General features: G+C 58.9%; 20 protein-coding genes. 10 read left to right on the forward strand and 10 right to left on the reverse strand.

Annotated elements, in window-relative coordinates; all coding sequences use genetic code 11:
* Positions 1 to 139: 139 nt before the first annotated feature.
* Complete coding sequence (gene ettA, locus M8Q45_RS01100; protein ID WP_249873281.1) at positions 140 to 1,804, forward strand: energy-dependent translational throttle protein EttA; 1,665 nt, start codon at positions 140 to 142, stop codon at positions 1,802 to 1,804.
* Between the two features lie 180 nt (positions 1,805 to 1,984).
* Here the strand turns inward: ettA and lanM are convergent, their stop codons facing one another.
* The 6 genes from lanM to M8Q45_RS01130 all read right to left on the reverse strand — a co-directional run bounded on the left by lanM (position 1,985) and on the right by M8Q45_RS01130 (position 9,250).
* Entirely contained in the window at positions 1,985 to 5,068 is a 3,084-nt protein-coding gene (gene lanM / locus M8Q45_RS01105) for a type 2 lanthipeptide synthetase LanM (RefSeq protein ID WP_249873282.1), read from the reverse strand.
* Positions 5,069 to 5,153: 85 nt separating this feature from the next.
* On the reverse strand, positions 5,154 to 5,309 hold the full coding sequence (locus M8Q45_RS01110; protein WP_249873283.1) for a hypothetical protein: 156 nt from the start codon (positions 5,307 to 5,309) through the stop codon (positions 5,154 to 5,156).
* 502 nt (positions 5,310 to 5,811) lie between these two features.
* On the reverse strand, positions 5,812 to 6,303 hold the full coding sequence (locus tag M8Q45_RS01115) for a GreA/GreB family elongation factor (RefSeq protein ID WP_249873284.1): 492 nt from the start codon (positions 6,301 to 6,303) through the stop codon (positions 5,812 to 5,814).
* 70 nt (positions 6,304 to 6,373) lie between these two features.
* Entirely contained in the window at positions 6,374 to 6,730 is a 357-nt protein-coding gene (locus M8Q45_RS01120; RefSeq protein ID WP_030140295.1) for a hypothetical protein, read from the reverse strand.
* Between the two features lie 89 nt (positions 6,731 to 6,819).
* A complete protein-coding gene (locus tag M8Q45_RS01125; RefSeq protein WP_249873285.1) occupies positions 6,820 to 8,673 on the reverse strand; it encodes an Lnb N-terminal periplasmic domain-containing protein in 1,854 nt (617 codons plus the stop codon).
* 88 nt (positions 8,674 to 8,761) lie between these two features.
* Positions 8,762 to 9,250 carry a DUF3015 domain-containing protein gene (locus M8Q45_RS01130; RefSeq protein ID WP_030140293.1) on the reverse strand — a complete coding sequence of 163 codons (489 nt, stop codon included), beginning with the start codon at positions 9,248 to 9,250 and terminating at the stop codon, positions 8,762 to 8,764.
* Between the two features lie 274 nt (positions 9,251 to 9,524).
* Here M8Q45_RS01130 and M8Q45_RS01135 point away from each other — a divergent pair, with 274 nt between their 5' ends.
* The 4 genes from M8Q45_RS01135 (at position 9,525) to bamJ (ending at position 14,042) form a co-directional block, all read left to right on the forward strand.
* The gene (locus tag M8Q45_RS01135; RefSeq protein ID WP_249873286.1) at positions 9,525 to 11,963 is read left to right on the forward strand and encodes a Lon protease family protein; all 2,439 of its coding nucleotides are present in this window, start codon (positions 9,525 to 9,527) and stop codon (positions 11,961 to 11,963) included.
* A 314-nt stretch (positions 11,964 to 12,277) separates the two neighbouring features.
* Entirely contained in the window at positions 12,278 to 12,619 is a 342-nt protein-coding gene (locus M8Q45_RS01140; protein ID WP_030140291.1) for a PA4575 family protein, read from the forward strand.
* Between the two features lie 120 nt (positions 12,620 to 12,739).
* Complete coding sequence (locus tag M8Q45_RS01145) at positions 12,740 to 13,228, forward strand: TIGR00645 family protein (RefSeq protein WP_003205748.1); 489 nt, start codon at positions 12,740 to 12,742, stop codon at positions 13,226 to 13,228.
* Positions 13,229 to 13,424: 196 nt separating this feature from the next.
* The gene (gene bamJ / locus M8Q45_RS01150; protein WP_003205746.1) at positions 13,425 to 14,042 is read left to right on the forward strand and encodes a BamJ family beta-barrel-assembly machinery protein; all 618 of its coding nucleotides are present in this window, start codon (positions 13,425 to 13,427) and stop codon (positions 14,040 to 14,042) included.
* Positions 14,043 to 14,207: 165 nt separating this feature from the next.
* Here the strand turns inward: bamJ and M8Q45_RS01155 are convergent, their stop codons facing one another.
* The 3 genes from M8Q45_RS01155 to M8Q45_RS01165 form a co-directional block, all read right to left on the reverse strand.
* A complete protein-coding gene (locus M8Q45_RS01155) occupies positions 14,208 to 14,465 on the reverse strand; it encodes a PA4570 family protein (RefSeq protein ID WP_003205743.1) in 258 nt (85 codons plus the stop codon).
* Positions 14,466 to 14,670: 205 nt separating this feature from the next.
* Positions 14,671 to 15,012: a zinc ribbon domain-containing protein YjdM gene (locus tag M8Q45_RS01160; protein WP_030140290.1), complete on the reverse strand. Its 342-nt coding sequence runs from the start codon at positions 15,010 to 15,012 to the stop codon at positions 14,671 to 14,673.
* Positions 15,013 to 15,286: 274 nt separating this feature from the next.
* Positions 15,287 to 16,255: a polyprenyl synthetase family protein gene (locus tag M8Q45_RS01165; protein WP_030140289.1), complete on the reverse strand. Its 969-nt coding sequence runs from the start codon at positions 16,253 to 16,255 to the stop codon at positions 15,287 to 15,289.
* 252 nt (positions 16,256 to 16,507) lie between these two features.
* On the opposite strand from M8Q45_RS01165, the gene rplU reads away from it, so the two are divergent.
* The 5 genes from rplU to M8Q45_RS01190 all read left to right on the forward strand — a co-directional run bounded on the left by rplU (position 16,508) and on the right by M8Q45_RS01190 (position 20,312).
* Positions 16,508 to 16,822, forward strand: coding sequence for a 50S ribosomal protein L21 (gene rplU / locus M8Q45_RS01170; RefSeq protein ID WP_003176051.1), 315 nt, complete (start codon positions 16,508 to 16,510; stop codon positions 16,820 to 16,822).
* A gap of 35 nt (positions 16,823 to 16,857) precedes the next feature.
* Positions 16,858 to 17,115 carry a 50S ribosomal protein L27 gene (gene rpmA, locus M8Q45_RS01175; RefSeq protein ID WP_003205738.1) on the forward strand — a complete coding sequence of 86 codons (258 nt, stop codon included), beginning with the start codon at positions 16,858 to 16,860 and terminating at the stop codon, positions 17,113 to 17,115.
* Positions 17,116 to 17,305: 190 nt separating this feature from the next.
* On the forward strand, positions 17,306 to 18,529 hold the full coding sequence (gene cgtA / locus M8Q45_RS01180) for an Obg family GTPase CgtA (protein ID WP_039593902.1): 1,224 nt from the start codon (positions 17,306 to 17,308) through the stop codon (positions 18,527 to 18,529).
* Between the two features lie 190 nt (positions 18,530 to 18,719).
* Positions 18,720 to 19,838, forward strand: a complete 1,119-nt coding sequence (proB, locus tag M8Q45_RS01185; RefSeq protein ID WP_030140287.1) for a glutamate 5-kinase — start codon at positions 18,720 to 18,722, stop codon at positions 19,836 to 19,838.
* 9 nt (positions 19,839 to 19,847) lie between these two features.
* Complete coding sequence (locus M8Q45_RS01190; RefSeq protein WP_053153624.1) at positions 19,848 to 20,312, forward strand: CreA family protein; 465 nt, start codon at positions 19,848 to 19,850, stop codon at positions 20,310 to 20,312.
* Positions 20,313 to 20,515: 203 nt separating this feature from the next.
* Here M8Q45_RS01190 and rpsT read toward each other — a convergent pair whose 3' ends face one another.
* Positions 20,516 to 20,794, reverse strand: a complete 279-nt coding sequence (gene rpsT / locus M8Q45_RS01195) for a 30S ribosomal protein S20 (RefSeq protein WP_003185593.1) — start codon at positions 20,792 to 20,794, stop codon at positions 20,516 to 20,518.
* Positions 20,795 to 20,829 lie beyond the last annotated feature (35 nt).

The raw sequence follows: 20,829 nt of genomic DNA on the forward strand, positions 1-20,829 counted from the left end.
TAGCTTTGCCGGTCAAACAAGAGCGTTCCAGCTCCAGCTTCCCAGGCGCCATCCGCCCGCAGGCATTGATAGCATCAAGTGCCGGTGCCGCGCATGGCCTGGCTCGTTCTTTTCACCTGTCACTGACGCTAGGTTCACCATGGCTCAATACGTCTTCACCATGCATCGGCTGAGCAAAGTTGTTCCGCCGAAGCGGGAAATCCTGAAAAACATTTCTTTGTCTTTTTTCCCCGGCGCCAAGATCGGCGTACTGGGTCTCAACGGCTCGGGTAAATCCACCCTGTTGAAGATCATGGCCGGCGTCGATAACGAATTCGACGGCGAAGCCCGTCCGATGCCAGACCTGAACATCGGCTACCTGCCGCAAGAGCCTCAGCTGGATCCGACCAAGACTGTCCGTGAAGTGGTCGAGGAAGCGGTCAGCGTGATCAAGGACGCCCAGGCGCGCCTGGACGAGGTCTATGCCGCCTACGCCGACCCGGATGCCGACTTCGACAAGCTGGCTGCCGAGCAGGCCAAGCTCGAAGCGATCCTGCAGGCCAGCGACGGCCACAACCTGGACCGCCAGCTGGAAGTCGCCGCCGATGCGCTGCGCCTGCCGGCCTGGGACGCGAAGGTCGAACACCTCTCCGGTGGCGAGAAGCGCCGCGTGGCCCTGTGCCGCCTGCTGCTGTCGGCTCCGGACATGCTGCTGCTCGACGAACCGACCAACCACCTGGACGCCGATTCCGTCGCCTGGCTCGAACACTTCCTGCACGACTTCCCGGGCACCGTGGTTGCGATCACGCACGACCGGTACTTCCTGGACAACGTCGCCGGCTGGATCCTGGAACTCGACCGCGGCGCGGGCATTCCGTACGAGGGCAACTATTCGGGCTGGCTGGAAGCCAAGTCCGATCGTCTGGCCCAGGAATCCAAGCAGCAGTCGGCCCATGAAAAAGCCATGAAGGAAGAACTGGAGTGGGTGCGCAAAGGCGCCAAGGCCCGCCAGTCCAAATCCAAGGCACGCCTGCAGCGCTTCGAGGAAATGCAGTCCCAGGAATTCCAGAAGCGCAGCGAAACCAACGAGATCTACATCCCGGCCGGTCCACGCCTGGGCGACAAGGTCATCGAATTCAAGAACGTCACCAAGGGCTACGGCGATCGCGTATTGATCGACAACCTGTCGTTCTCCATGCCCAAAGGCGCCATCGTCGGTGTGATCGGTGGCAACGGCGCAGGTAAATCCACGCTGTTCCGCATGTTGATGGGCAAGGAAACGCCGGACTCCGGCACTATCGAGATTGGTGAAACCGTGCAGTTGGCCTGCGTCGACCAGAGCCGCGAGGACCTGGACGGCAGCAAGACCGTGTTCCAGCAGATCTCCGACGGCTCCGACCAGATCCGCATCGGCAACTATGAAATTCCGTCGCGCACTTATGTCGGTCGCTTCAACTTCAAGGGCGGGGATCAGCAGAAGTTCGTCAAGGACCTCTCCGGTGGTGAGCGTGGTCGCTTGCACCTGGCGTTGACCCTGAAGGAGGGCGGCAACGTCCTGCTGCTCGACGAACCGTCCAACGACCTCGACGTCGAAACCCTGCGTTCCCTGGAAGAAGCCTTGCTGGACTTCCCGGGCGCCGCCATTGTGATCTCCCACGATCGGTGGTTCCTTGACCGCGTGGCGACCCACATCCTGGCGTACGAAGACGACTCGCAAGCGGTGTTCTTCGAAGGCAACTACACCGAGTACGAAGCCGACCGCAAGAAGCGCCTCGGCGAAGCCGCTGCCCAGCCGCATCGTGTACGGCACAAGAAACTGGCCTGATACGGTCGCTTGCATAAAAAAAACGGAGCCTTCGAAGGCTCCGTTTTTTTATGGATGTAAATCCATTGTGGGAGCGAGCTTGCTCGCGATAGCGGTGTGACAGTCAGTGCAAATGTTGACTGACACTCCGTCATCGCGAGCAAGCTCGCTCCCACAGTTTGTAAGGCTTAATTGATGGGGCTACCCGAGCACCGCGAAATCGAGCGAGAGAACATTGGGGATTGTCGGGTCGATCTCGTACAGCAAGGCATAACCTGCGCCGGTAATCCCCGTCAGCAGGCTCACGTCGGGAACTCGATCGCTGTCCAGGAACGGCCCTTCGAAAAACTGCCGTGCGACTTCATCCAACGCCTCTCTGACTCTGCCCATGCCTTCAGGGTTATCTGAATGCCGATACAAGTCATACAGGCAGATAAGATTGCCGAAATCACCATGACAAAGGTTATAGCCCTCGCCAAACCCATGGGCCCAGAGGTTGCTCTCGCATCGTCGTATATCGTCGTGCACTGTCTGCCGGGTCGCTTCGTCCAGGGCATCTCCCATCGATTCCATGAGCTGTCGCCGGGCGATCAGGATACCTCCATCACCGTGACACCATTTGGACGTATGGTCCGCCGGCCCGAGGTTCCGCAAGTCCAGCCAGAAACCATCCCGACTCAAGCGGTTTTCCCCCTCCAGCACCTGAATGGCCAAGGGCACCAGAGCCGAATCGCCAGTCACATCATAGGCCTTGCACAATGCATGGATGACACCCGAGAGTCCGTGGGAGAGGCCCGTCAAAATGACGGAGCGATCATCCCGCCGCAGAAGCTGGCCGTCTTCAATCAGGATTTGATCCTTGATGTAGTCGACCATGCGCTGGATGGCCGGCAGCACATCCTCTTGCGCAGACAACGCGTGGATATTGGCCAGCAGCGTCACCGTTCCACAACAACCTCCCAAGAAGTCGAACTCATAATTTTCAGGAGACACTTCAATCAGCTGGGCCAACAGGCCGGCAATTCTTTCATCGTGGCTGGCGTCGCCAGTGACCTGGCGACGATTGATGAGCAAATAGATGAAAGCCCCGAGCCCGTGATAGGCGCTGATCGTCAAATCGGTTTTGAAAAAGCCGAAGCGTTGTTCCAATGAGTACAGGACTTGATCCATGCGCGACAGAAAGACTGGCTGGCCACTCACTTTGAACAGGCTCAGGTAAAACAACCCAATCCCGGCGATACCGGAGTAAAGCCCGTGATCCATGGGTGACGGATATTTTCTGCGTGTCGTGGGATGCGTATGAAAATACAACCAGCTTACGTCTGTTGTTGTTCCCGCTACCGCGAGTTCCTCCAGGCGCGAACTGATGCTCGATATGGCGTCGAGTCGGTCCGCCTGGAGCGTCTTTTCAAGGTCCCCAGGCACCTGCCTGGCACGGGGTGGCGGATGTCCAATTGGCTCTGGAAACAAACAGATTTCGAGCAGTGTGCGTTGTAAAGCCCAGTCCTTTCGGGACAGGTTGGCTATCTTTTGAAGACAGCTTTTTATCGGTGGCTCCACGCCTGCCATCTCTATTGTTTCACCCTGTGCGCTCGTAAAATGATTGGTGCTCAGCGGCAGGGTGAAACACGGAACGCTGGACCTCTGCAGGTCGGCTATTTCATAGCGCGGAATGCCCATCTTCCGGTAGGGTTCTTTCAGGTCTTTCCACAGGGTTGCGAGCAGAAGTTCTCTGTCGAGCATGTTTTGTGTAAAGCGTGGATGACGGATCAGCCCAATAAAATCGGCATAGCGCTGAGAGTTTTTGAGCAATACGCGGGTGGTCAATCCACAGGCGGATTGTTCCAGCATCCGCATGATCTTGTGTCGATGGACCATCAATTCCGTATAGGCATATTCAAAACCTTGGAACAGTTCGGTTTTATAGGTTTCCAGTCCCTTGCGCTGACCCTGCAAAAGCGGCAGGTGTTTTTGTGTCAGCTGATGCTCGAATGACGTTTTACGCAAATGATAAAAGCCATCCTCGAAAACCAGCGAATGGCGAGTGGCGATGAATAGCGCTTGCCGACTCAGCCCGCTTTGGTCGTTATTGGGGTGTTGCGAAAAGGGTAGGAAGCCGCTGGAGCATACTGACTGCTGGACCGATTTAAAGCTGTTGGACAATGCACAGCCAGCGGGCAGATCGCTCAGCAGGTCGCTGGTGGAGGCGGTGAATAAACACTCGAGGTCGATCATGACCGGGCTGTTGCCGCACGCAATAATATTCTCGTAGTGAAAGTCGATGCCGTTCAACGCATGAATGACAGCTATCTGCGCGCCCATTTTCTTGTAGAACAGTGCAACGTCCGCTGCGTTTTCGCAGGGCTCGTTGTCGATTTTTTCTACCCAGCTACGCCGCTCGCGACTGAGGATCTTGGGTGCGCGGATAGAAAAACAATCCGCTTCTGTCCATTCATGCAGTTGGCCGAGAAGGCGATTGAAAAAAAGCGCCTCTCGGCTTGCCCTTGGTTTGTAGACCAATGAAATCGCGCAGATTTTAACCTGGCAGACCGTTTCACCACGGCCGTGGGGGTCCCCCAGGCCGAGCTCAATAGCGTCGATTTGTCGAGACGGAACAGAAAATTCAGCTTCCAGCGACTCGATATCGGTAGCGAAGTCGAGAATGACCGCATAAAGATAGTTGAGTGTGTCTTCCAGCAGATCAAACAACAACGACGCCAGCACCGGGTAGGCTTCGAAAAATTCCAGCAGCGGTAACGCGCGCAGCTGTTCATTGAACGTGCTCAAGTCAATGTCATCGCCGTGGGCGATTTGTGTGTTCAAATAATGGACTAGGCTTTGTTCTGACGTGCGGCCAATCCGGGCCAGGACATAGGGTTCCAGGCTTGTAAAAAAAGCAGGCTCGTTAATGTACGGTGACGCATGGGAATAGCGTCCGTCCGCTTGGAAAGTATCGATGAAATAAAGAAAAAAACGATAGCCAAACCAATAAAAACTGTCTTTGTCGATCGAGCTTGTGTTCGTTTCCATATTAATGCTGTCAAGTCGAGCAAGCTTTTTCTTGAGGGCGTTCAGGACGGTTTCACCGTCGATAGGCAGGGGCTCGTTGTCGAAGGGGTAATTGATATGGGAAACCAGTTGTTCCCTGCCCACTCCAAAGTAATCCAGCAGGGCCTGATCATCAGTATGTAGACGGCTCAGGTTGTTTTCAAAAAGGGCGATGCAACCTTCGGAAGAGACTCCGCACTTCCCGCGCTGATCAAACTTTAACGCATTGACAAGCATGCCGTAGCTCCTGGCATGGACAGAGCAGGCGGTGCCTGCTCTGTGTTAACGGTTGTTGCAAGTTTCGAGGGTCAGTCAGGCGCTATCAGCACCCGAGTGTCGAGCAGCCAATATTGGTGCAGGTTCCAAAGGTGTTGCATTCCATCGTCGTTGCCAGGATCTCGCTGGTGTTGGCGGGTGCTTGATAGGCATTGAATTCGAAATCGAAGTCGCCGGACATGTTCAGGATTTTTTCACTCATAGGTCGTTCCTCATCAGTTATACAATCTAATACAGTGACCAGCGGTCAATCGGGTGCCGGAAAGCACCCGAGCTGTAGGATGTAATGAAGTTATTTAGGGGGTATCACGTTCCTGCGCTGCAGGTTTATTACAGGGTTTAAGAAAACACGGCGGTACATTCTAGGTCGCTGTCGAAGTCACCAGGCATTGCCAATATTCGTTCGCTCATTATGTGTTCCCCTTTTTTTCTTGTGCACGGGTTTAAGTGCGGGGAAACAGTAGCATGCTGTTAGGTCGACGCAAATCTGTCGTTATAACTTTATGTTGCGGTTACGTATTGCTACAAGTGAATAGCTCAGTGTTATCTAGTTGTGGCTGGACGGATTTGGTGCGCTTTGCTTGATGATATTTGGAAGGCTTGCCAACTTCGAAGCCAGGTTGAAGTGCTGTCGTGTAGCGTTCAGGTTGCAGATGCGTTTGAAGTGTTCTTGTCACTGCACCGACAAGCGTCTGTCGACCCGATCATTCAAGTTCGATAGCAATGACTTCAATGATGAGGTTCCCGGCCGGTCGCTCCCAAGTCACCTCATCCCCAACCTTTGTCCCCAGCAACGCCCGCCCCAGCGGCGAGCCCCAGTTGATCAAGCCATTGGCCGCATCGGCCTGGTCTTCACCCACCAATTGCACCCGCTGCTCGTGGTCCTGTTCATCGACAAAGGTCACCCAATGTCCGATTCGCACTTGATCGGATGAAGTCGGCGCAACGACCTGGGCGCTTTGCAGGCGCTGCGTGAAATAGCGCAGATCCCGTTCAAGGTCGGCGGTCCGCTGCTTGTCCGCAAGCTCCCCTCGGTGCGCCTGCTGGCCGTGCAGCGCCTGCAACTCGGCGACCTGGGCCTGTAGCTGGGCCAGTCCAGTGGGCGTGACGTAGTTGGGTTGCGCGCTGATCTGGCGTTCGACCGGTTGATCGGCCTGGGCTGCGGCGTTGTCTTCGTTGACGAAAGCGCGACTCATAGGGTTCTCCTCTGTTGGAGTTTGGGCCATGGTCGCAAGGTTTTGGTTTCGACGAATGTCTCAGAGCGACTCACTGCGAGCGGTAAGCCCGGGCGGCGTCGCGATCTTTCTCCTGTTGCCAGGCACGTTCGCGGTCGTCCCAGTGGCGTTCGCGATAGGCGTCACGTTCTTCACTCTCGCGCATGGCCTGGCATTGGCGAAAGCCGTCGCTCCAGCCCTCGGCGTAGCGCGCGTCCTTGAGATAACGCGGCACGTCCTTCCTGAACTGGCCGGTGATCGCGCCGGCGGCTTGTCGGCCGCTGCTGCAACCATCGTCGAAACCGTCGGCGAAGGCCGGCGGATAACCTCGGGCAATCAGATCTTCGTGGGTGGTTTCACAGCCACCGAGCAACACCAACACACCCAGTACCACCGCCGCGCGCCACATGTTCTGCGTTCCTGCCGAGCCACTCATGACAGAAGTCTAGAAGCGGATTCGTCAGAAAGGTGTGAAAGCGCGGTGATTAATCCGTTCGCTCAGTAGTGATACCACTTCACTTCAAGCATTACCTCATTCTCCGGCGAGGCCAGTTGGCTGAATTCGCGCTGGGCGCTCAGGCGCAGGCCGAGGTTGCGAGACAGTTCCCACTGCTGGTTCAGGCTCAGGCTACGGCGCACTTCGCCGTTGAAGAAATAATCGCCCTTGGCTTCCAGGCTCAAGTTGCCCAGCGGGTTTTTCCACAGCACACCGCTGTTGAATCCGGCAGCCGGGGCGATGAATTGGGCGAAATCGTTATTGTGCTCGACCCGTACGGTGCCCAGGGCAAAGCCCAACACATCGTCCCCCAACGCCCAAGTGCCGCCGCCGCCACCATTGACGTGACTGACCAGCGTTTCATCGTCGTGCTTGCCTGGCACGCGTTCCAAGCCGCCGGTGACCTGCCAGGACAACGGCTGCAGCAACTCGTTGCGTGGGGTCAGGGAGCGAATGGTCGCCAGGTCCAATTGCTGCAGTTGCCAATCGTTGCCTTCGTATTGGCGCAGTTTCAATTGGAGGATTTCGATCTGCGCCCCTAGCGGGAAACTCTCTGCGTTGTCATTGAGGTCGTGATAGGCCATGCGCAGGCCATACTCGCCAAACGCCCGGTCACCCCGCGTGCCCAGGCCGGCCTGCCAGGTGCGCGATTCGTGGCCGTCTTCGGGCAGGCCCGGTCGCGCGATGTCCAGTTCCGGCGCAGGGTTCTGGTTGATCGCTCGCAACAGTTCGAAGCTGCGTTGGGCGCGCTGTGGATCACGCTCCTGGCCGTTGGCGCGATAACGCTCCAGGCGGTAGGCCGCGTCGATGATCAAGGCCTGGCGATCGCGCGGCAGCGCCTTGAATTCAGGTCGTTGCAACTGCTGCTGGTCGGCGCTGACCTTCAGTACCCATTGCTGTTCGTCATCGCTGAGCGGTTCGGCGCGGCTGAGCAGCTCCCGTTCACGGGACGGTCGATACTGGATGCTTTCCACCAGCCCGGCTTCTTTCACTGCCTTGACGGTGTCGGTGGGAATCGCCGTCAACGGGAACTGTTCGGTCAAGCGCAGGCTGGGGCGCGCGACTTGCAGCAGTTCAAGCAGGCGATAGGAGCAGTTTTCGTCGAAGAAAAAGTAGTCGAACTGGATCTGCTTGAGTTCCCACACATGCTCGACCATGCGTTCGGTTTCCGCCTGGCTCAGGTTGAGGCGGTATTCCCACAGGTCGCGGTTCTCCAGGCTACGGTATTCGGAGAGCTTTTCCTGGTAGGGCACCAGGGCGAACAGGCCGGGATAGCCGCCCATCAGGCCCTTCCAGGCGTAAAGGATGCTGTTGTCCGACCCTTCGATGTAGGCGCCGAAGTTGATCGCATAGCTGAGCAGGGCGGTTTTGTCGCTTTGCACGTCGGCCTGGTCGATGCGCAGCAAGGTATGGCCGAACATCGAGGAGGGGCTGTTCAGGTACGCAGCGGGGAAGATCATCACCGCGCTGTGGGGCGAAACGTCCTTGAACCATTGGGTGTAGTCGCTGCAATTGATCGCCGGCAGGTCCTTCAGGTCGAGCTGCTTCTTCAGCCAGCGGGTACGCGCCGGGTACACGCATTGAGCGTGTTGCTGGCCGGCGCTGGCTGGGCCGTACAGGGCTTGCAGCGTGGCGGCCAGTTCGCGGTCGGGATGTTCGTTGCCGTCGGGTGCGAGGAAGAATTTCTTGTCGCTGATGTAACTGCGCCAGCCACCGAGCTTGGCGGTTTCGTAGTGGCCCAGGGAAATCCAGAAGCGATCATTGGCCAGTTGCTGCAAACGTTGAGGGTCGACATGAGGCGCGGCGGACAGCGGGGCGCACACACAGAGCGTCAGCCAGGCAAGGCGTTTGAGCATAGTCGGCTACTTGGAAAGTCGAATAATAAAGACCGGAGGGGCCCCAAAAAGAAAACCCGCTCCCCGAAAGGAGCGAGTGGTGTCGAGCTTAAGCTTGAGTTGCGTACTTGGCCAGGCGAGGGTCGTTTTTCAGCACGGCCAGGGTATTGGTATGCACGTCTTCGGCGGTCACGTCAGCCTTGCTGAAGATCTGCTGGAAGTGCTCATGGGTCACAGCGGAGAAGTGCGCGCGATCTTCCGGCGCCACACCCAGTACCACGGCGTAGGTGGTCAGCGCTTCGCCCTGACCCTTGGCCATGTCTTCGGACAGCTCGTTCATCATGCCATTCATGGCCAGCCAGGATTTACCGCCGTAGGTCAGCGCTGCGTTGGTCGAGCAGCCGTTGGTGCCGGAGGTCATGCCGAAGGTGGCGTTGCCGGAGGTGCCGTTGGTGGTGGATGCGAGGAAGTGAGCCGGGGTGCCACGCTGACCTTCGAACAGCATGTTGCCCCAACCGCAATCCGGGCCGCCCGGCGCCTGAGCCATGGCGTTGATGGATACAGCGGTGAAGAGAGTACCGAGAAGAATCCGTTTCATAGCTATGTTCTCTTTATGTGCATACCAATGGACAGGGTCTGGCCCCTACAGCAGCCAGTGGGCCGGTTATTGTTCCAGCCGCGCAGTTTGGAGTTTAGGCACGATCCGAGGGTTCCGTGGCATTTTGCAAAAACATTACTGCAAACCCGTTGCGTGCGGGGCTCTGCCCTGGGTTCTTGCCTCGACTATGCTTTGGCCTCAGGCGCTCCTTGCCAGTCAGGTACGGGCAGCGCCAGAATGCCGCTATCTGCCCCGCCTGATGTAAGGAAGCCCGATGCCTGATCCTGTTGCTGCCAGCTTGCGTCTAGCGCCCGAAGCGCTGACCCGTCCGTTTTCCGCTGAACAGTTCAGCTTCTCTACCACCAATGATCTGGAGCCCTTCCGCGGTGTGCTTGGCCAGGAACGTGCGGTCGAAGCATTGCAGTTCGGTGTGGCGATGCCACGCCCCGGTTACAACGTATTTGTGATGGGGGAGCCCGGCACCGGCCGGTTCTCGTTCGTCAAGCGCTACCTCAAGGCCGAAGGCAAGCGCATGCAGACCCCGTCGGACTGGGTCTATGTCAATAACTTCGATGAACCCCGCGAGCCGCGCGCCCTGGAGCTGCCGTCGGGCACTGCGGGCACCTTCATTGGCGATATCAATGGCTTGATCGACAACCTGCTGGCGACGTTTCCGGCGGTGTTCGAACATCCGTCCTACCAACAGAAAAAGAGCGCCATCGACCGCGCCTTCAACCAGCGCTACGACCGTGCCCTCGACGTTATCGAACGGCTGGCGTTGGAAAAGGACGTCGCACTGTACCGTGACAGCAGCAACATCGCCTTCACCCCGATGAGCGAGGGCAAGGCCTTGGACGAGGCGGAGTTCGCCCAGTTGCCAGAGGCCGAGCGCGAGCGATTCCATGAGGATATTTCCGGCCTGGAGGAACGCCTGAACGAAGAGCTCGCCAGCCTGCCGCAGTGGAAGCGCGAGTCCAACAACCAGTTGCGCCACCTCAACGAAGAAACCATTACCCTGGCCTTGCAACCGTTGCTGGCGCCGTTATCGGAGAAATACGCCGAGAACGCTGCCGTGTGCGGTTATCTGCAAGCCATGCAGGTCTATTTGCTCAAGACGGTCGTCGAGCAGTTGGTGGATGACAGCAAGACCGACGCCGTCGCCCGCAAGCTGCTGGAGGAGCAATACGCGCCTAGCCTGGTCGTCGGCCATCCGGCGAGCGGTGGCGCCCCGGTGGTGTTCGAGCCGCACCCGACCTACGACAACCTGTTTGGCCGCATCGAGTACAGCACCGACCAGGGTGCGCTCTACACCACGTATCGGCAGTTGCGCCCAGGTGCCTTGCACCGTGCCAACGGCGGGTTCCTGATCCTTGAAGCGGAAAAAATGCTCGGCGAGCCGTTCGTGTGGGATGCGCTCAAGCGCGCCCTGCAGTCGCGCAAGCTGAAAATGGAATCGCCGCTGGGCGAGCTGGGTCGCTTGGCGACCGTCACCCTGACACCGCAACACATCCCGTTGCAGGTCAAGGTCGTGATCATCGGCGCGCGCCAGCTCTATTACGCGCTGCAAGACCTGGATTCGGATTTCCAGGAGATGTTTCGCGTGCTGGTGGATTTCGACGAAGACATCCCGATGGGCGACGAGAGCCTGGAGCAGTTTGCCCAGTTGCTCAAGACCCGTACTTCGGAGGAGGGCATGGCACCGCTGACCGCCGACGCAGTGGCGCGCCTGGCGACCTACAGTGCACGCCTGGCCGAACATCAGGGGCGCTTGTCGGCGCGGATCGGCGATCTGTTCCAGCTGGTCAGCGAGGCGGATTTCATTCGCCAACTGGCCGGTGACGAGATGACCGACGCCGGCCACATCGAGCGTGCGCTCAAGGCCAAGGCCACCCGCACCGGGCGCGTTTCGGCGCGAATCCTCGACGACATGCTGGCGGGGATCATCCTCATCGACACGGACGGCGCGGCCGTGGGCAAGTGCAACGGGTTGACGGTGCTGGAAGTGGGCGACTCGGCGTTTGGCGTGCCGGCGCGTATTTCCGCCACGGTGTACCCGGGCGGCAGCGGTATCGTCGACATCGAACGAGAGGTCAACCTCGGGCAGCCGATCCACTCCAAGGGGGTAATGATCCTGACCGGATACCTGGGCAGCCGGTATGCCCAGGAATTCCCGCTGGCGATTTCAGCCAGTATCGCCCTGGAGCAATCCTACGGTTATGTGGACGGCGACAGTGCGTCCCTTGGGGAGGCTTGCACGCTGATCTCGGCCTTGTCGAAGACCCCGTTGAAGCAATGCTTCGCCATCACCGGCTCGATCAACCAGTTCGGTGAAGTGCAGGCGGTGGGCGGGGTCAACGAGAAGATCGAAGGCTTCTTCCGCCTCTGCGAAGCCCGCGGGCTCACGGGGGAGCAAGGGGCGATCATTCCCCAGGCCAACGTCGCGACCCTGATGCTCGACGAGAAAGTGCTGGCGGCCGTGCGCGCCGGGCAGTTCCATGTCTATGCCGTGCGCCAGGCCGACGAAGCCCTGAGCCTGCTGGTGGGCGAGCCCGCTGGCGAACCGGACGAGAATGGCGAGTTTCCGGAGGGCAGCGTCAACGCGCGCGTGGTGGAACGACTGCGGGTCATCGCGGAAATGATCAGCGACGAAGATATCAAGGAGGCAGAGAAGGAACTGGCGCAGCAGGCGCTGGCGGAGGCCAAGCCGGCGTAAGGCTCTCCTGACCGCCGCAAGACCCCTGTGGGAGCGAGCCTGCTCGCGAAAGCGGAGTATCAGTGACGGTTTCCTTGACTGTCACACCGCTTTCGCGAGCAGGCTCGCTCCCACAATGTTTTATGGACTGCGTCCAGAAAGCGCCACTGAGTTGGCGTCAATATTCACACTATGACCGCTCGGCGCATTCTGGTCTCGAAATCCTTCGGTGCCGGAACTTTTCTCCTATCCTCAGTTCAAGGATAACGAGAGCCATCATTGGATCGAAACAGCCCCTCCCGGGCTGAATACCGGATCTACCGAGGGGCGCCGCCATGTCGCGCAACCTTTGCCTTACTCGTCAATGCCTCGGGCTTGTCACCCGCATCGAATGCGCTGTTCGCCCCCTTGCCGGCGATACCGGCATGTGGACCGTGCTCTTCGCCGCTGGAATGGCCGGTGAGCAACCCTCCGCCATCAAGGCCCAAGGGCCCTTCCCCGGGCCGACAGCCGCTGAAACCATCCTCGATACCATCGTCCAGAGCCTGACGACCCATGGCTATGAGCTGGCGGATGATCCGCAGATCTGGTCCCTGCACATGCAGGCACAACTGCGGGAAATCAACGGAGGCCGTTGTCGCAACGTCGGCGGCTTCGAGTATCGGCCGCTTCAGTGACACAGGCCTGGGCAGTAAAGAATTGACACAAGCGCCGGAGCCCAAGTGAGGGCCGGCGTTTGTGGGGCGGATCGTGGCTGATATACTCGCCGCGATTTTTCAGCCCTGGTATGAGATTCAATGGAACGCTTTATCGAAAATGCAATGTATGCCTCCCGTTGGCTGCTGGCGCCGATCTACTTCGGGCTGTCCCTGGGCTTGCTGGCCCTGGCGCTGAAGTTCTTCCAGGAAGTCTTTCACGTCATACCCAACGTCTTTTCCATGGCCGAGTCGGACCTGATCCTCGTGCTGTTGTCGCTCATCGACATGGCGCTGGTGGGCGGCCTGCTGGTGATGGTGATGATTTCCGGCTACGAGAACTTCGTCTCGCAACTGGATATCGGCGACGACAAGGAAAAGCTCAACTGGCTGGGCACCATGGATTCGTCGTCGCTGAAGATGAAAGTCGCGGCATCGATCGTTGCCATTTCCTCGATCCACTTGCTGCGTATCTTCATGGACGCCAAGAACGTCGATCCCGAACACCTGATGTGGTACGTGATCATCCATATGACCTTCGTGGTGTCGGCGTTCGCCATGGGTTACCTGGATAAACTGACCAAGCACTGAGCCATCTTCGATGCCGACGCAGCGCCCGCCTGTCGAGAGACAGGCGGGCGTTGTCGTTTAGAGGGGAGGCGTGTGAGCGGTTCGTCCGCGCCATGGCATCTGTGCTAGTCTGCTCGCCCTTTTGGTTCCGGGCGCTCCGGGAGGCGCTGTGTCATCCACGGCAATCCTCGAGCCGTCCGCACAGCGGAGCAGCATCATGTCCGAAGTTAACCTGTCCACCGACGAAACCCGCGTCAGCTACGGCATTGGCCGTCAGTTGGGCGACCAACTGCGCGACAACCCGCCACCGGGTGTGAGCCTGGACGCGATCCTGGCTGGCCTGACCGACGCTTTCGCCGGCAAGCCGAGCCGTGTGGGCCAGGACGAGATGTCCGCCAGCTTCAAGGTCATTCGTGAAATCATGCAGGCCGAAGCCGCCGCCAAGGCTGAAGCCGCTGCTGGCGAAGGCCGTGCGTTCCTGGCTGAAAACGCCAAGCGCGAAGGCATCACCACCTTGGCCTCCGGCCTGCAATTCGAAGTGCTGACCCAGGGTGAAGGGGCCAAGCCGACCCGTGAAGACCAGGTGCGCACTCATTACCACGGCACCCTGATCGACGGCACTGTGTTCGACAGCTCCTACGATCGTGGCCAGCCAGCCGAATTCCCGGTAGGCGGCGTGATCCCAGGCTGGACCGAAGCCCTGCAACTGATGAACGCCGGCAGCAAATGGCGCCTGTACGTGCCGAGCGAATTGGCTTACGGCGCTCAAGGCGTCGGCAGCATCCCGCCGCACAGCGTGCTGGTATTCGACGTCGAGCTGTTGGACGTACTGTAAGACCCTGTCCGGTTTTTACAGCCGGACAAAAAACTGTGGGAGCGATGGTGCGGCAATCCGACTTGCTCGCGAAAGCGGATAGTCAGTCGACATCCTCGTTGCTGACGCACCGCCATCGCGAGCAAGTCGGATTGCCGCACCATCGCTCCCACAGGTTATTGATGCTCATCCATGGAACCTGCCGCTAAAATCCCCCGTAGGGCGCAACGCCCGGGCGTAGCAGAACAGGAACAGGTTTCGCACCAACTCCTTGAGCACCAGCGGTTCGCTGGAGTTGAGGCTATTGAGGTCCAGGTCTCCCTGGTCCTGCAGCTCATTCAAGGCTTCTTCTTCAAGTACTGCGCAGACTTCCCCGGTTTCCCGATGCAGGATCCTCAGGTAGGGATGTGGGCGGTCCAGCCAGGCATCGATCAAATAAGTCATGGTTCTCATCTCCTTGATGGGGTTTGATGAGAATAATTCCTATTCGCTAAATAGCAAGTCTCTATTGGCGCAGCGATTGTTTTTCTGACGACGGGTCGTGATAGCTCGAATCGGCGCCGATTGGCCGAGCTTGGGCAAGATAGGGCTTAAGCGGGAAGGGTGGGGAGCCATCCCACGCGAGGCGCGGGATGGGAATACGGCAAGATCAGACTTTTCTGACGAACTCGGATTTCAGCTTCATCGGGCCGATGCCATCGATCTTGCAGTCGATGTCGTGGTCGCCATCGCACAGGCGGATGTTCTTCACCTTGGTGCCGACCTTGACCACCAGCGACGTGCCCTTGACCTTGAGGTCCTTGATCACGGTAATGGTATCGCCGTCCTGCAGGACGTTGCCGACCGAATCTTTCTTCACGGTATCGTCGGAAGGCGCTTCAGCTTCGCCGCTGGCGGACCATTCGTGGGCGCACTCCGGGCAGACCAGCTGGGTGCCGTCTTCGTAGGTGTATTCGGAATTGCATTTAGGGCAGGGAGGCAACGTGCTCACTAGGGTTCCTTGAGTATCAGGAGGGCAAAAGGGCGCACATTATATAGGGTTTTCTTACGAGGTGGGGATGCGGGGTCTTTGTGGCGAGGGAGCTTGCTCCCGCTGGATCCGTAGGAGCTGACGAGCGAAGCGAGGCTGCGATCTTTTCACTGCCAATTGAGTCTGGAGCGAAAGATCAAAAGATCGTCCGAACGCGGCCCGAGCCTTCGCCAGCTCCTACAGAGCCGAGCGGGAGCAAGCTCCCTCGCCACAAAAGCTCGCCGTTTTCATGCAATCAATGGGTACGGGCGACCGCAAACTCGCTCAGTTCCACCAGCGCATCGCGATACTCGCTGGCCGGCAGCGCATCGAGGCACTTGATCGCACGGGCGACATAGTCCCGGGCCAGTGTCGCAGTGTATTCCAGCGAGCCGGAGGCTTCGACCGCGGCACGGATACGCTCCAGGTCTTCGATCCCGCCTTTCTGGATCGCCTGGCGCACCAGCGCCGCTTGTTCCGGCGTGCCTTCGCGCATGGTGTAGATCAGCGGCAGGGTCGGCTTGCCTTCGGCCAGGTCGTCACCGACATTCTTGCCCAGGGTCTCGGCATCGCCCTTGTAGTCCAGCAGATCGTCTACCAGTTGGAACGCAACGCCCAGGTGATCGCCAAAGGTGCGCAGTGCTTCGCTCTGCTCGGCGGTGGCGCCGGCCAGGGCAGCGGCGCTGTGGGTCGAGGCTTCGAAAAGCATCGCGGTCTTGCCGCGAATGACTTCCATGTAGGTTTCTTCGGTGGTGCTGGCGTCGCGGACCTTGGACAGCTGCAGCACTTCGCCTTCGGCGATGATGCGCGTGGCCTGGGACAGGATCTTCATCACCGGCATCGAACCCAGCTCGACCATCATTTCGAACGAGCGCGAATACAGGAAATCGCCCACCAGCACGCTCGGGGCGTTGCCCCACATGGCGTTGGCGGTCGAGCGGCCACGGCGCATGCCGGACATGTCGACGACGTCGTCATGCAGCAGCGTCGCGGTGTGCAGGAACTCGATGGTGGCGGCCAGCAGGCGCATGTCGTCGCCTTCGCGACCCAGGGCCTTGCCGCACAGCAGCACCAATAAAGGACGCAGGCGCTTACCGCCAGCCGAAGTGATGTAGTCGCCGATTTTCGATACCAGCGGCACGCGGGAAGTCAGCTGCTTCTTGATGATACCGTCGACGGCACTAAAATCGTCCGCCACTGCGCGGTAGAAAGCTTGGGGTTGCATCAGCGACAGGCGCTCCAGAAGGGTTGCGCGGCATGCTAGGACCCACGTCCTGGCCTGTCAAGGCGCATGCTTCTGCAGTGCGGGGCGGCTACTTGCAAGGCTCGGTCAGCTTGCGTACAATCGCGCACCCTGAACTTCCTGGGCAGCACCTGCCTTACGCAATTGCATCCGGGCCTTCCAGCCCATGCAGCCATGCCAGCCAATACCTCTTCTTATAAAGCGCTGGGTGAGCAGGATTATCGGAGAAATACCATGTCGTACGCAGTAATTGTTACTGGTGGCAAGCAATACAAGGTCGCCCCAGGTGAATACCTGAAGATCGAAAAACTGGAAATCGCTACCGGCGAATCCGTGACTTTTGATCGCGTTCTGTTGGTCGCCAATGGCGATGACGTGAATATCGGCGCTCCAGTCGTTGCTGGCGCTACCGTTGTGGCTGAAGTGATCTCCCAAGGTCGTCACGATAAAGTCCGCATCATCAAGTTCCGTCGCCGTAAGCACCACATGAAGCGTATGGGCCACCGCCAGTGGTACACCGAGATCAAAATCACCGGTATTCAGGCTTAATTTCAGCCTAATTCCTCACTAGGAGAATTGAACTCATGGCACACAAAAAAGCTGGTGGTAGTACCCGTAACGGTCGCGACTCAGAAGCCAAACGCCTTGGCGTGAAGATGTATGGCGGCCAGGCTATCAAAGCAGGCAACATCATCGTGCGTCAGCGCGGCACCCAATTCCACGCTGGCTACGGCGTGGGCATGGGTAAAGATCACACCCTCTTCGCTAAAGTCGAAGGCGTGATCAAGTTCGAAGTAAAAGGCGCCTTTGGTCGTCGTTACGTAAGCGTTATCGCAGCTTAATTGCGAGACCGCTGGAAAAGCCCTGTCTTGCGACGGGGCTTTTTCGTTTGTGGGGTGAGTCTCTTGCAAAACTGTTTGTATGGGCTGTCGGCGCTGCGGTTGGGCGTGTTTTGAGGTCGCTGCGCTCATTTTTGCAAGAGTCTTATGTCTTGTTTTTTTCGGCTCGTCCGTACGGCGAGAGGCGTGTGTCATGAAGTTTGTTGATGAAGTATCGATTCGAGTAAAGGCTGGCGACGGCGGCAATGGCTGCATGAGTTTCCGTCGGGAAAAATTCATTGAAAATGGTGGTCCGAACGGTGGTGATGGGGGCGATGGCGGCTCGATCTACATGCTCGCCGACGAAAACCTCAACACCCTGGTGGACTACCGTTACACCCGGCACTTCGATGCCGAGCGTGGCTCCAACGGCGGCAGCACCGACTGCACCGGCAAGAAGGGCGAAGACCTGATCCTGCGCGTGCCGGTCGGCACCACGGTGATCGACTCCGCCACCCAGGAAGTGATCGGCGACCTGACCAAGGCCGGCCAGCGTCTGCTGGTGGCCCATGGCGGTTGGCACGGTCTGGGCAACACCCGTTTCAAATCCAGTACCAACCGTGCGCCGCGCCAGACTACGCCGGGCAAGCCCGGCGAGCAGCGCGACCTGAAGCTGGAAATGAAGGTGTTGGCCGACGTGGGTCTGCTGGGCCTGCCGAACGCCGGTAAAAGTACCTTCATCCGTTCGGTCTCTGCAGCCAAGCCGAAAGTCGCCGATTACCCGTTCACTACCCTGGTACCCAACCTGGGCGTGGTCAGCGTCGATCGCTGGAAAAGCTTTGTGATCGCTGACATTCCGGGCTTGATCGAGGGTGCTTCCGAGGGCGCGGGCCTGGGGATTCGCTTCCTCAAGCATTTGTCCCGTACCCGCTTGCTGCTGCACCTCGTCGACATGGCGCCGCTGGATGAGACCAGTGCCGCCGATGCCGCCGAAGTCATCGTCAACGAGCTGACCAAGTTCAGCCCGGCCCTGGCCGAGCGCGACCGTTGGCTGGTGCTGAACAAGTGCGACCAGATCCTCGAAGAAGAGCATGAGGAACGGGTCAAGGAGATTGTCGATCGCCTGGAGTGGGAAGGTCCGGTCTATGTAATCTCGGCCATTGCCAAGGAAAATACCGAGCGTCTCTGCCACGACATCATGCGTTACCTGGAAGATCGTGCCGATCGCCTGGCCAACGATCCGGCCTACAAGGAAGAGCTGGCCGAGCTTGACCAGCGCATCGAAGACGAGGCCCGTGCCCAGTTGCAAGCGCTGGACGACCAGCGTGCCTTGCGCCGCAGTGGCGTGAAGTCGGTCCATGACATCGGTGACGACGATTGGGACGAAGAGGATGTGGATGACGAGGACGGTCCGGAAATCATCTACGTTCGCGACTGATGCTACTCAGTTGAAACCAGGACCATCGCTCCCACAGGTTCAAGTGTTTCGGTGCGGTGTTATCATCGCAACCAGCCGGTTTCCAAGGCGCCGCTCATTCGAGCGGCGTTTTGGTATCTGTAAAACGCAAATACGAATAATCCCATGGACGGCGCTGGGTCGCGCCGTTCGCTGGCAAAGGTTGAATAAAATGCGGAGCAAGGTGACGGGTGCGCAGCGCTGGGTCGTGAAGATCGGCAGTGCACTGCTGACAGCGGATGGCAAAGGCCTGGATCGCCAGGCGATGGCGGTGTGGGTCGAGCAGATGGTGGCCTTGCATGAGGCTGGCGTCGAGCTGGTATTGGTCTCGTCCGGGGCCGTGGCCGCCGGTATGAGTCGCCTGGGCTGGACGTCGCGACCCAGCGCGATGCATGAACTGCAGGCCGCTGCCGCCATCGGCCAGATGGGCCTGGTCCAGGCTTGGGAGTCGAGCTTTGCCGAGCATGGTCGCCACACCGCTCAGATCCTGCTGACCCATGACGACCTGTCCGACCGCAAGCGCTACCTCAATGCCCGCAGTACGTTGCGAGCGCTGGTGGAGCTGAAAGTCATCCCGGTGATCAACGAGAACGACACCGTAGTCACCGACGAGATCCGTTTTGGTGACAACGACACCCTGGCTGCATTGGTGGCGAACCTGGTGGAGGCGGACCTGCTGGTGATTCTCACGGACCGCGACGGCATGTTCGATGCCGATCCGCGCAACAACCCTGACGCCAAGCTGATCTACGAAGCCCGTGCCGACGACCCGGCGCTGGATGCGGTTGCCGGTGGTACGGGCGGGGCGCTGGGGCGCGGTGGCATGCAGACCAAGCTGCGTGCTGCGCGTCTGGCGGCCCGTTCCGGTGCTCATACCATCATTGTCGGTGGGCGCTTGGAGCGGGTGCTGGATCGCCTGAAGTCAGGCGAGCGCATTGGCACCTTGCTCTCCCCTGAGCGCGGCATGCTGGCGGCGCGCAAGCAATGGCTGGCCGGGCATCTGCAGACCCGTGGCACCTTGGTGCTGGATGCCGGCGCTGTGTCGGCCTTGTCCCAAGGCAACAAAAGCCTGCTGCCGGTAGGTGTGAAGCTCGTCCAGGGCAGTTTCCGCCGCGGTGAAATGGTCGTGTGCGTGGCGCCGGACGGTCGCGAGATCGCCCGTGGCCTGGCTAATTACAGCGCGCTGGAAGCGCAGAAAATCATCGGCCAGTCGTCTGATGCGATTGTCGGCTTGTTGGGTTACATGGCGGAGCCCGAGCTGGTTCACCGTGACAACCTGATCCTCGTCTAAGGAAAAATCATGGGTGTGGCAAAAGGATTGATTGGCTTGCTGTTGGCATTGCCGCTGCTGGCTTCGGCTGAGGAAATTGGCCAGGTCTCGACTGTGTTCAAGTTTGTCGGACCGAATGACCGGATCGTGGTCGAGGCGTTCGACGACCCTAAGGTCGATGGCGTGACCTGTTACCTGTCGCGAGCCAAGACGGGTGGGGTGAAGGGCGGTCTTGGGTTGGCCGAGGATCGCGCCGAGGCGTCCATCGCCTGTCGCCAGGTTGGGCCGATCAGCTTCAAGGGCGAGCTCAAGGACGGCGAAGAAGTGTTCCGCGAGCGCACTTCGCTGGTATTCAAGACCATGCAGGTGGTGCGATTCCTCGACAAGAAGCGCAATACGCTGGTTTACCTGGTCTATAGCGATCGCGTGATCGAGGGCAGCCCGCAGAATGCGGTGACGGCGATTCCGATCTTGCCTTGGGCTCGGGCTCAATAACCTGCGCTAAATGCCCCTGTGTGGGAGCGATGGTGCGGCAATCCGACCTGCTCGCGAATGCGGTGTGTCAGCTAGCATCAATGTCACTGGCAGATCGCATTCGCGAGCAGGCTCGCTTCCACAGTTTTTATTTGAGGTGCGACTGGTAAATCACAGGCAATAAAAAACCGACCCTGAGGTCGGTTTTTTAATGAGCGCGTCGCTTAGGCAGCAGCGGCAACGTTCAAGGCCTTTACGTGGCCATTCAGGCGGCTCTTATGGCGAGCAGCCTTGTTCTTGTGGATGATGCCTTTATCGGCCATGCGGTCGATAACTGGCACAGCCAGAACGTAAGCAGCTTGTGCTTTTTCAGCGTCTTTTGCGTCGATGGCCTTGACTACGTTCTTGATGTAGGTACGGACCATGGAACGCAGGCTGGCGTTGTGGCTGCGACGCTTCTCAGCCTGTTTTGCACGTTTTTTGGCGGAAGGTGTGTTGGCCACCGTCGAGCTCCTCGAAAGACTTTTTAGGAAATAGC

The sequence above is a fragment of the Pseudomonas sp. T1.Ur genome (genome assembly GCF_023516725.1).
Taxonomy (GTDB): Bacteria; Pseudomonadota; Gammaproteobacteria; order Pseudomonadales; family Pseudomonadaceae; genus Aquipseudomonas; species Aquipseudomonas alvandae.

What these genes read in the sequence shown, in the direction of transcription:
- ettA (WP_249873281.1), top strand. Translation starts at nt 140, where the DNA reads ATGGCTCAATACGTCTTCACCATGCATCGGCTGAGCAAAGTTGTTCCG.
- lanM (WP_249873282.1), bottom strand. Translation starts at nt 5,068, where the DNA reads ATGCTTGTCAATGCGTTAAAGTTTGATCAGCGCGGGAAGTGCGGAGTC.
- M8Q45_RS01110 (WP_249873283.1), bottom strand. Translation starts at nt 5,309, where the DNA reads ATGAGTGAAAAAATCCTGAACATGTCCGGCGACTTCGATTTCGAATTC.
- M8Q45_RS01115 (WP_249873284.1), bottom strand. Translation starts at nt 6,303, where the DNA reads ATGAGTCGCGCTTTCGTCAACGAAGACAACGCCGCAGCCCAGGCCGAT.
- M8Q45_RS01120 (WP_030140295.1), bottom strand. Translation starts at nt 6,730, where the DNA reads ATGTGGCGCGCGGCGGTGGTACTGGGTGTGTTGGTGTTGCTCGGTGGC.
- M8Q45_RS01125 (WP_249873285.1), bottom strand. Translation starts at nt 8,673, where the DNA reads ATGCTCAAACGCCTTGCCTGGCTGACGCTCTGTGTGTGCGCCCCGCTG.
- M8Q45_RS01130 (WP_030140293.1), bottom strand. Translation starts at nt 9,250, where the DNA reads ATGAAACGGATTCTTCTCGGTACTCTCTTCACCGCTGTATCCATCAAC.
- M8Q45_RS01135 (WP_249873286.1), top strand. Translation starts at nt 9,525, where the DNA reads ATGCCTGATCCTGTTGCTGCCAGCTTGCGTCTAGCGCCCGAAGCGCTG.
- M8Q45_RS01140 (WP_030140291.1), top strand. Translation starts at nt 12,278, where the DNA reads ATGTCGCGCAACCTTTGCCTTACTCGTCAATGCCTCGGGCTTGTCACC.
- M8Q45_RS01145 (WP_003205748.1), top strand. Translation starts at nt 12,740, where the DNA reads ATGGAACGCTTTATCGAAAATGCAATGTATGCCTCCCGTTGGCTGCTG.
- bamJ (WP_003205746.1), top strand. Translation starts at nt 13,425, where the DNA reads ATGTCCGAAGTTAACCTGTCCACCGACGAAACCCGCGTCAGCTACGGC.
- M8Q45_RS01155 (WP_003205743.1), bottom strand. Translation starts at nt 14,465, where the DNA reads ATGACTTATTTGATCGATGCCTGGCTGGACCGCCCACATCCCTACCTG.
- M8Q45_RS01165 (WP_030140289.1), bottom strand. Translation starts at nt 16,255, where the DNA reads ATGCAACCCCAAGCTTTCTACCGCGCAGTGGCGGACGATTTTAGTGCC.
- rplU (WP_003176051.1), top strand. Translation starts at nt 16,508, where the DNA reads ATGTCGTACGCAGTAATTGTTACTGGTGGCAAGCAATACAAGGTCGCC.
- rpmA (WP_003205738.1), top strand. Translation starts at nt 16,858, where the DNA reads ATGGCACACAAAAAAGCTGGTGGTAGTACCCGTAACGGTCGCGACTCA.
- cgtA (WP_039593902.1), top strand. Translation starts at nt 17,306, where the DNA reads ATGAAGTTTGTTGATGAAGTATCGATTCGAGTAAAGGCTGGCGACGGC.
- proB (WP_030140287.1), top strand. Translation starts at nt 18,720, where the DNA reads ATGCGGAGCAAGGTGACGGGTGCGCAGCGCTGGGTCGTGAAGATCGGC.
- M8Q45_RS01190 (WP_053153624.1), top strand. Translation starts at nt 19,848, where the DNA reads ATGGGTGTGGCAAAAGGATTGATTGGCTTGCTGTTGGCATTGCCGCTG.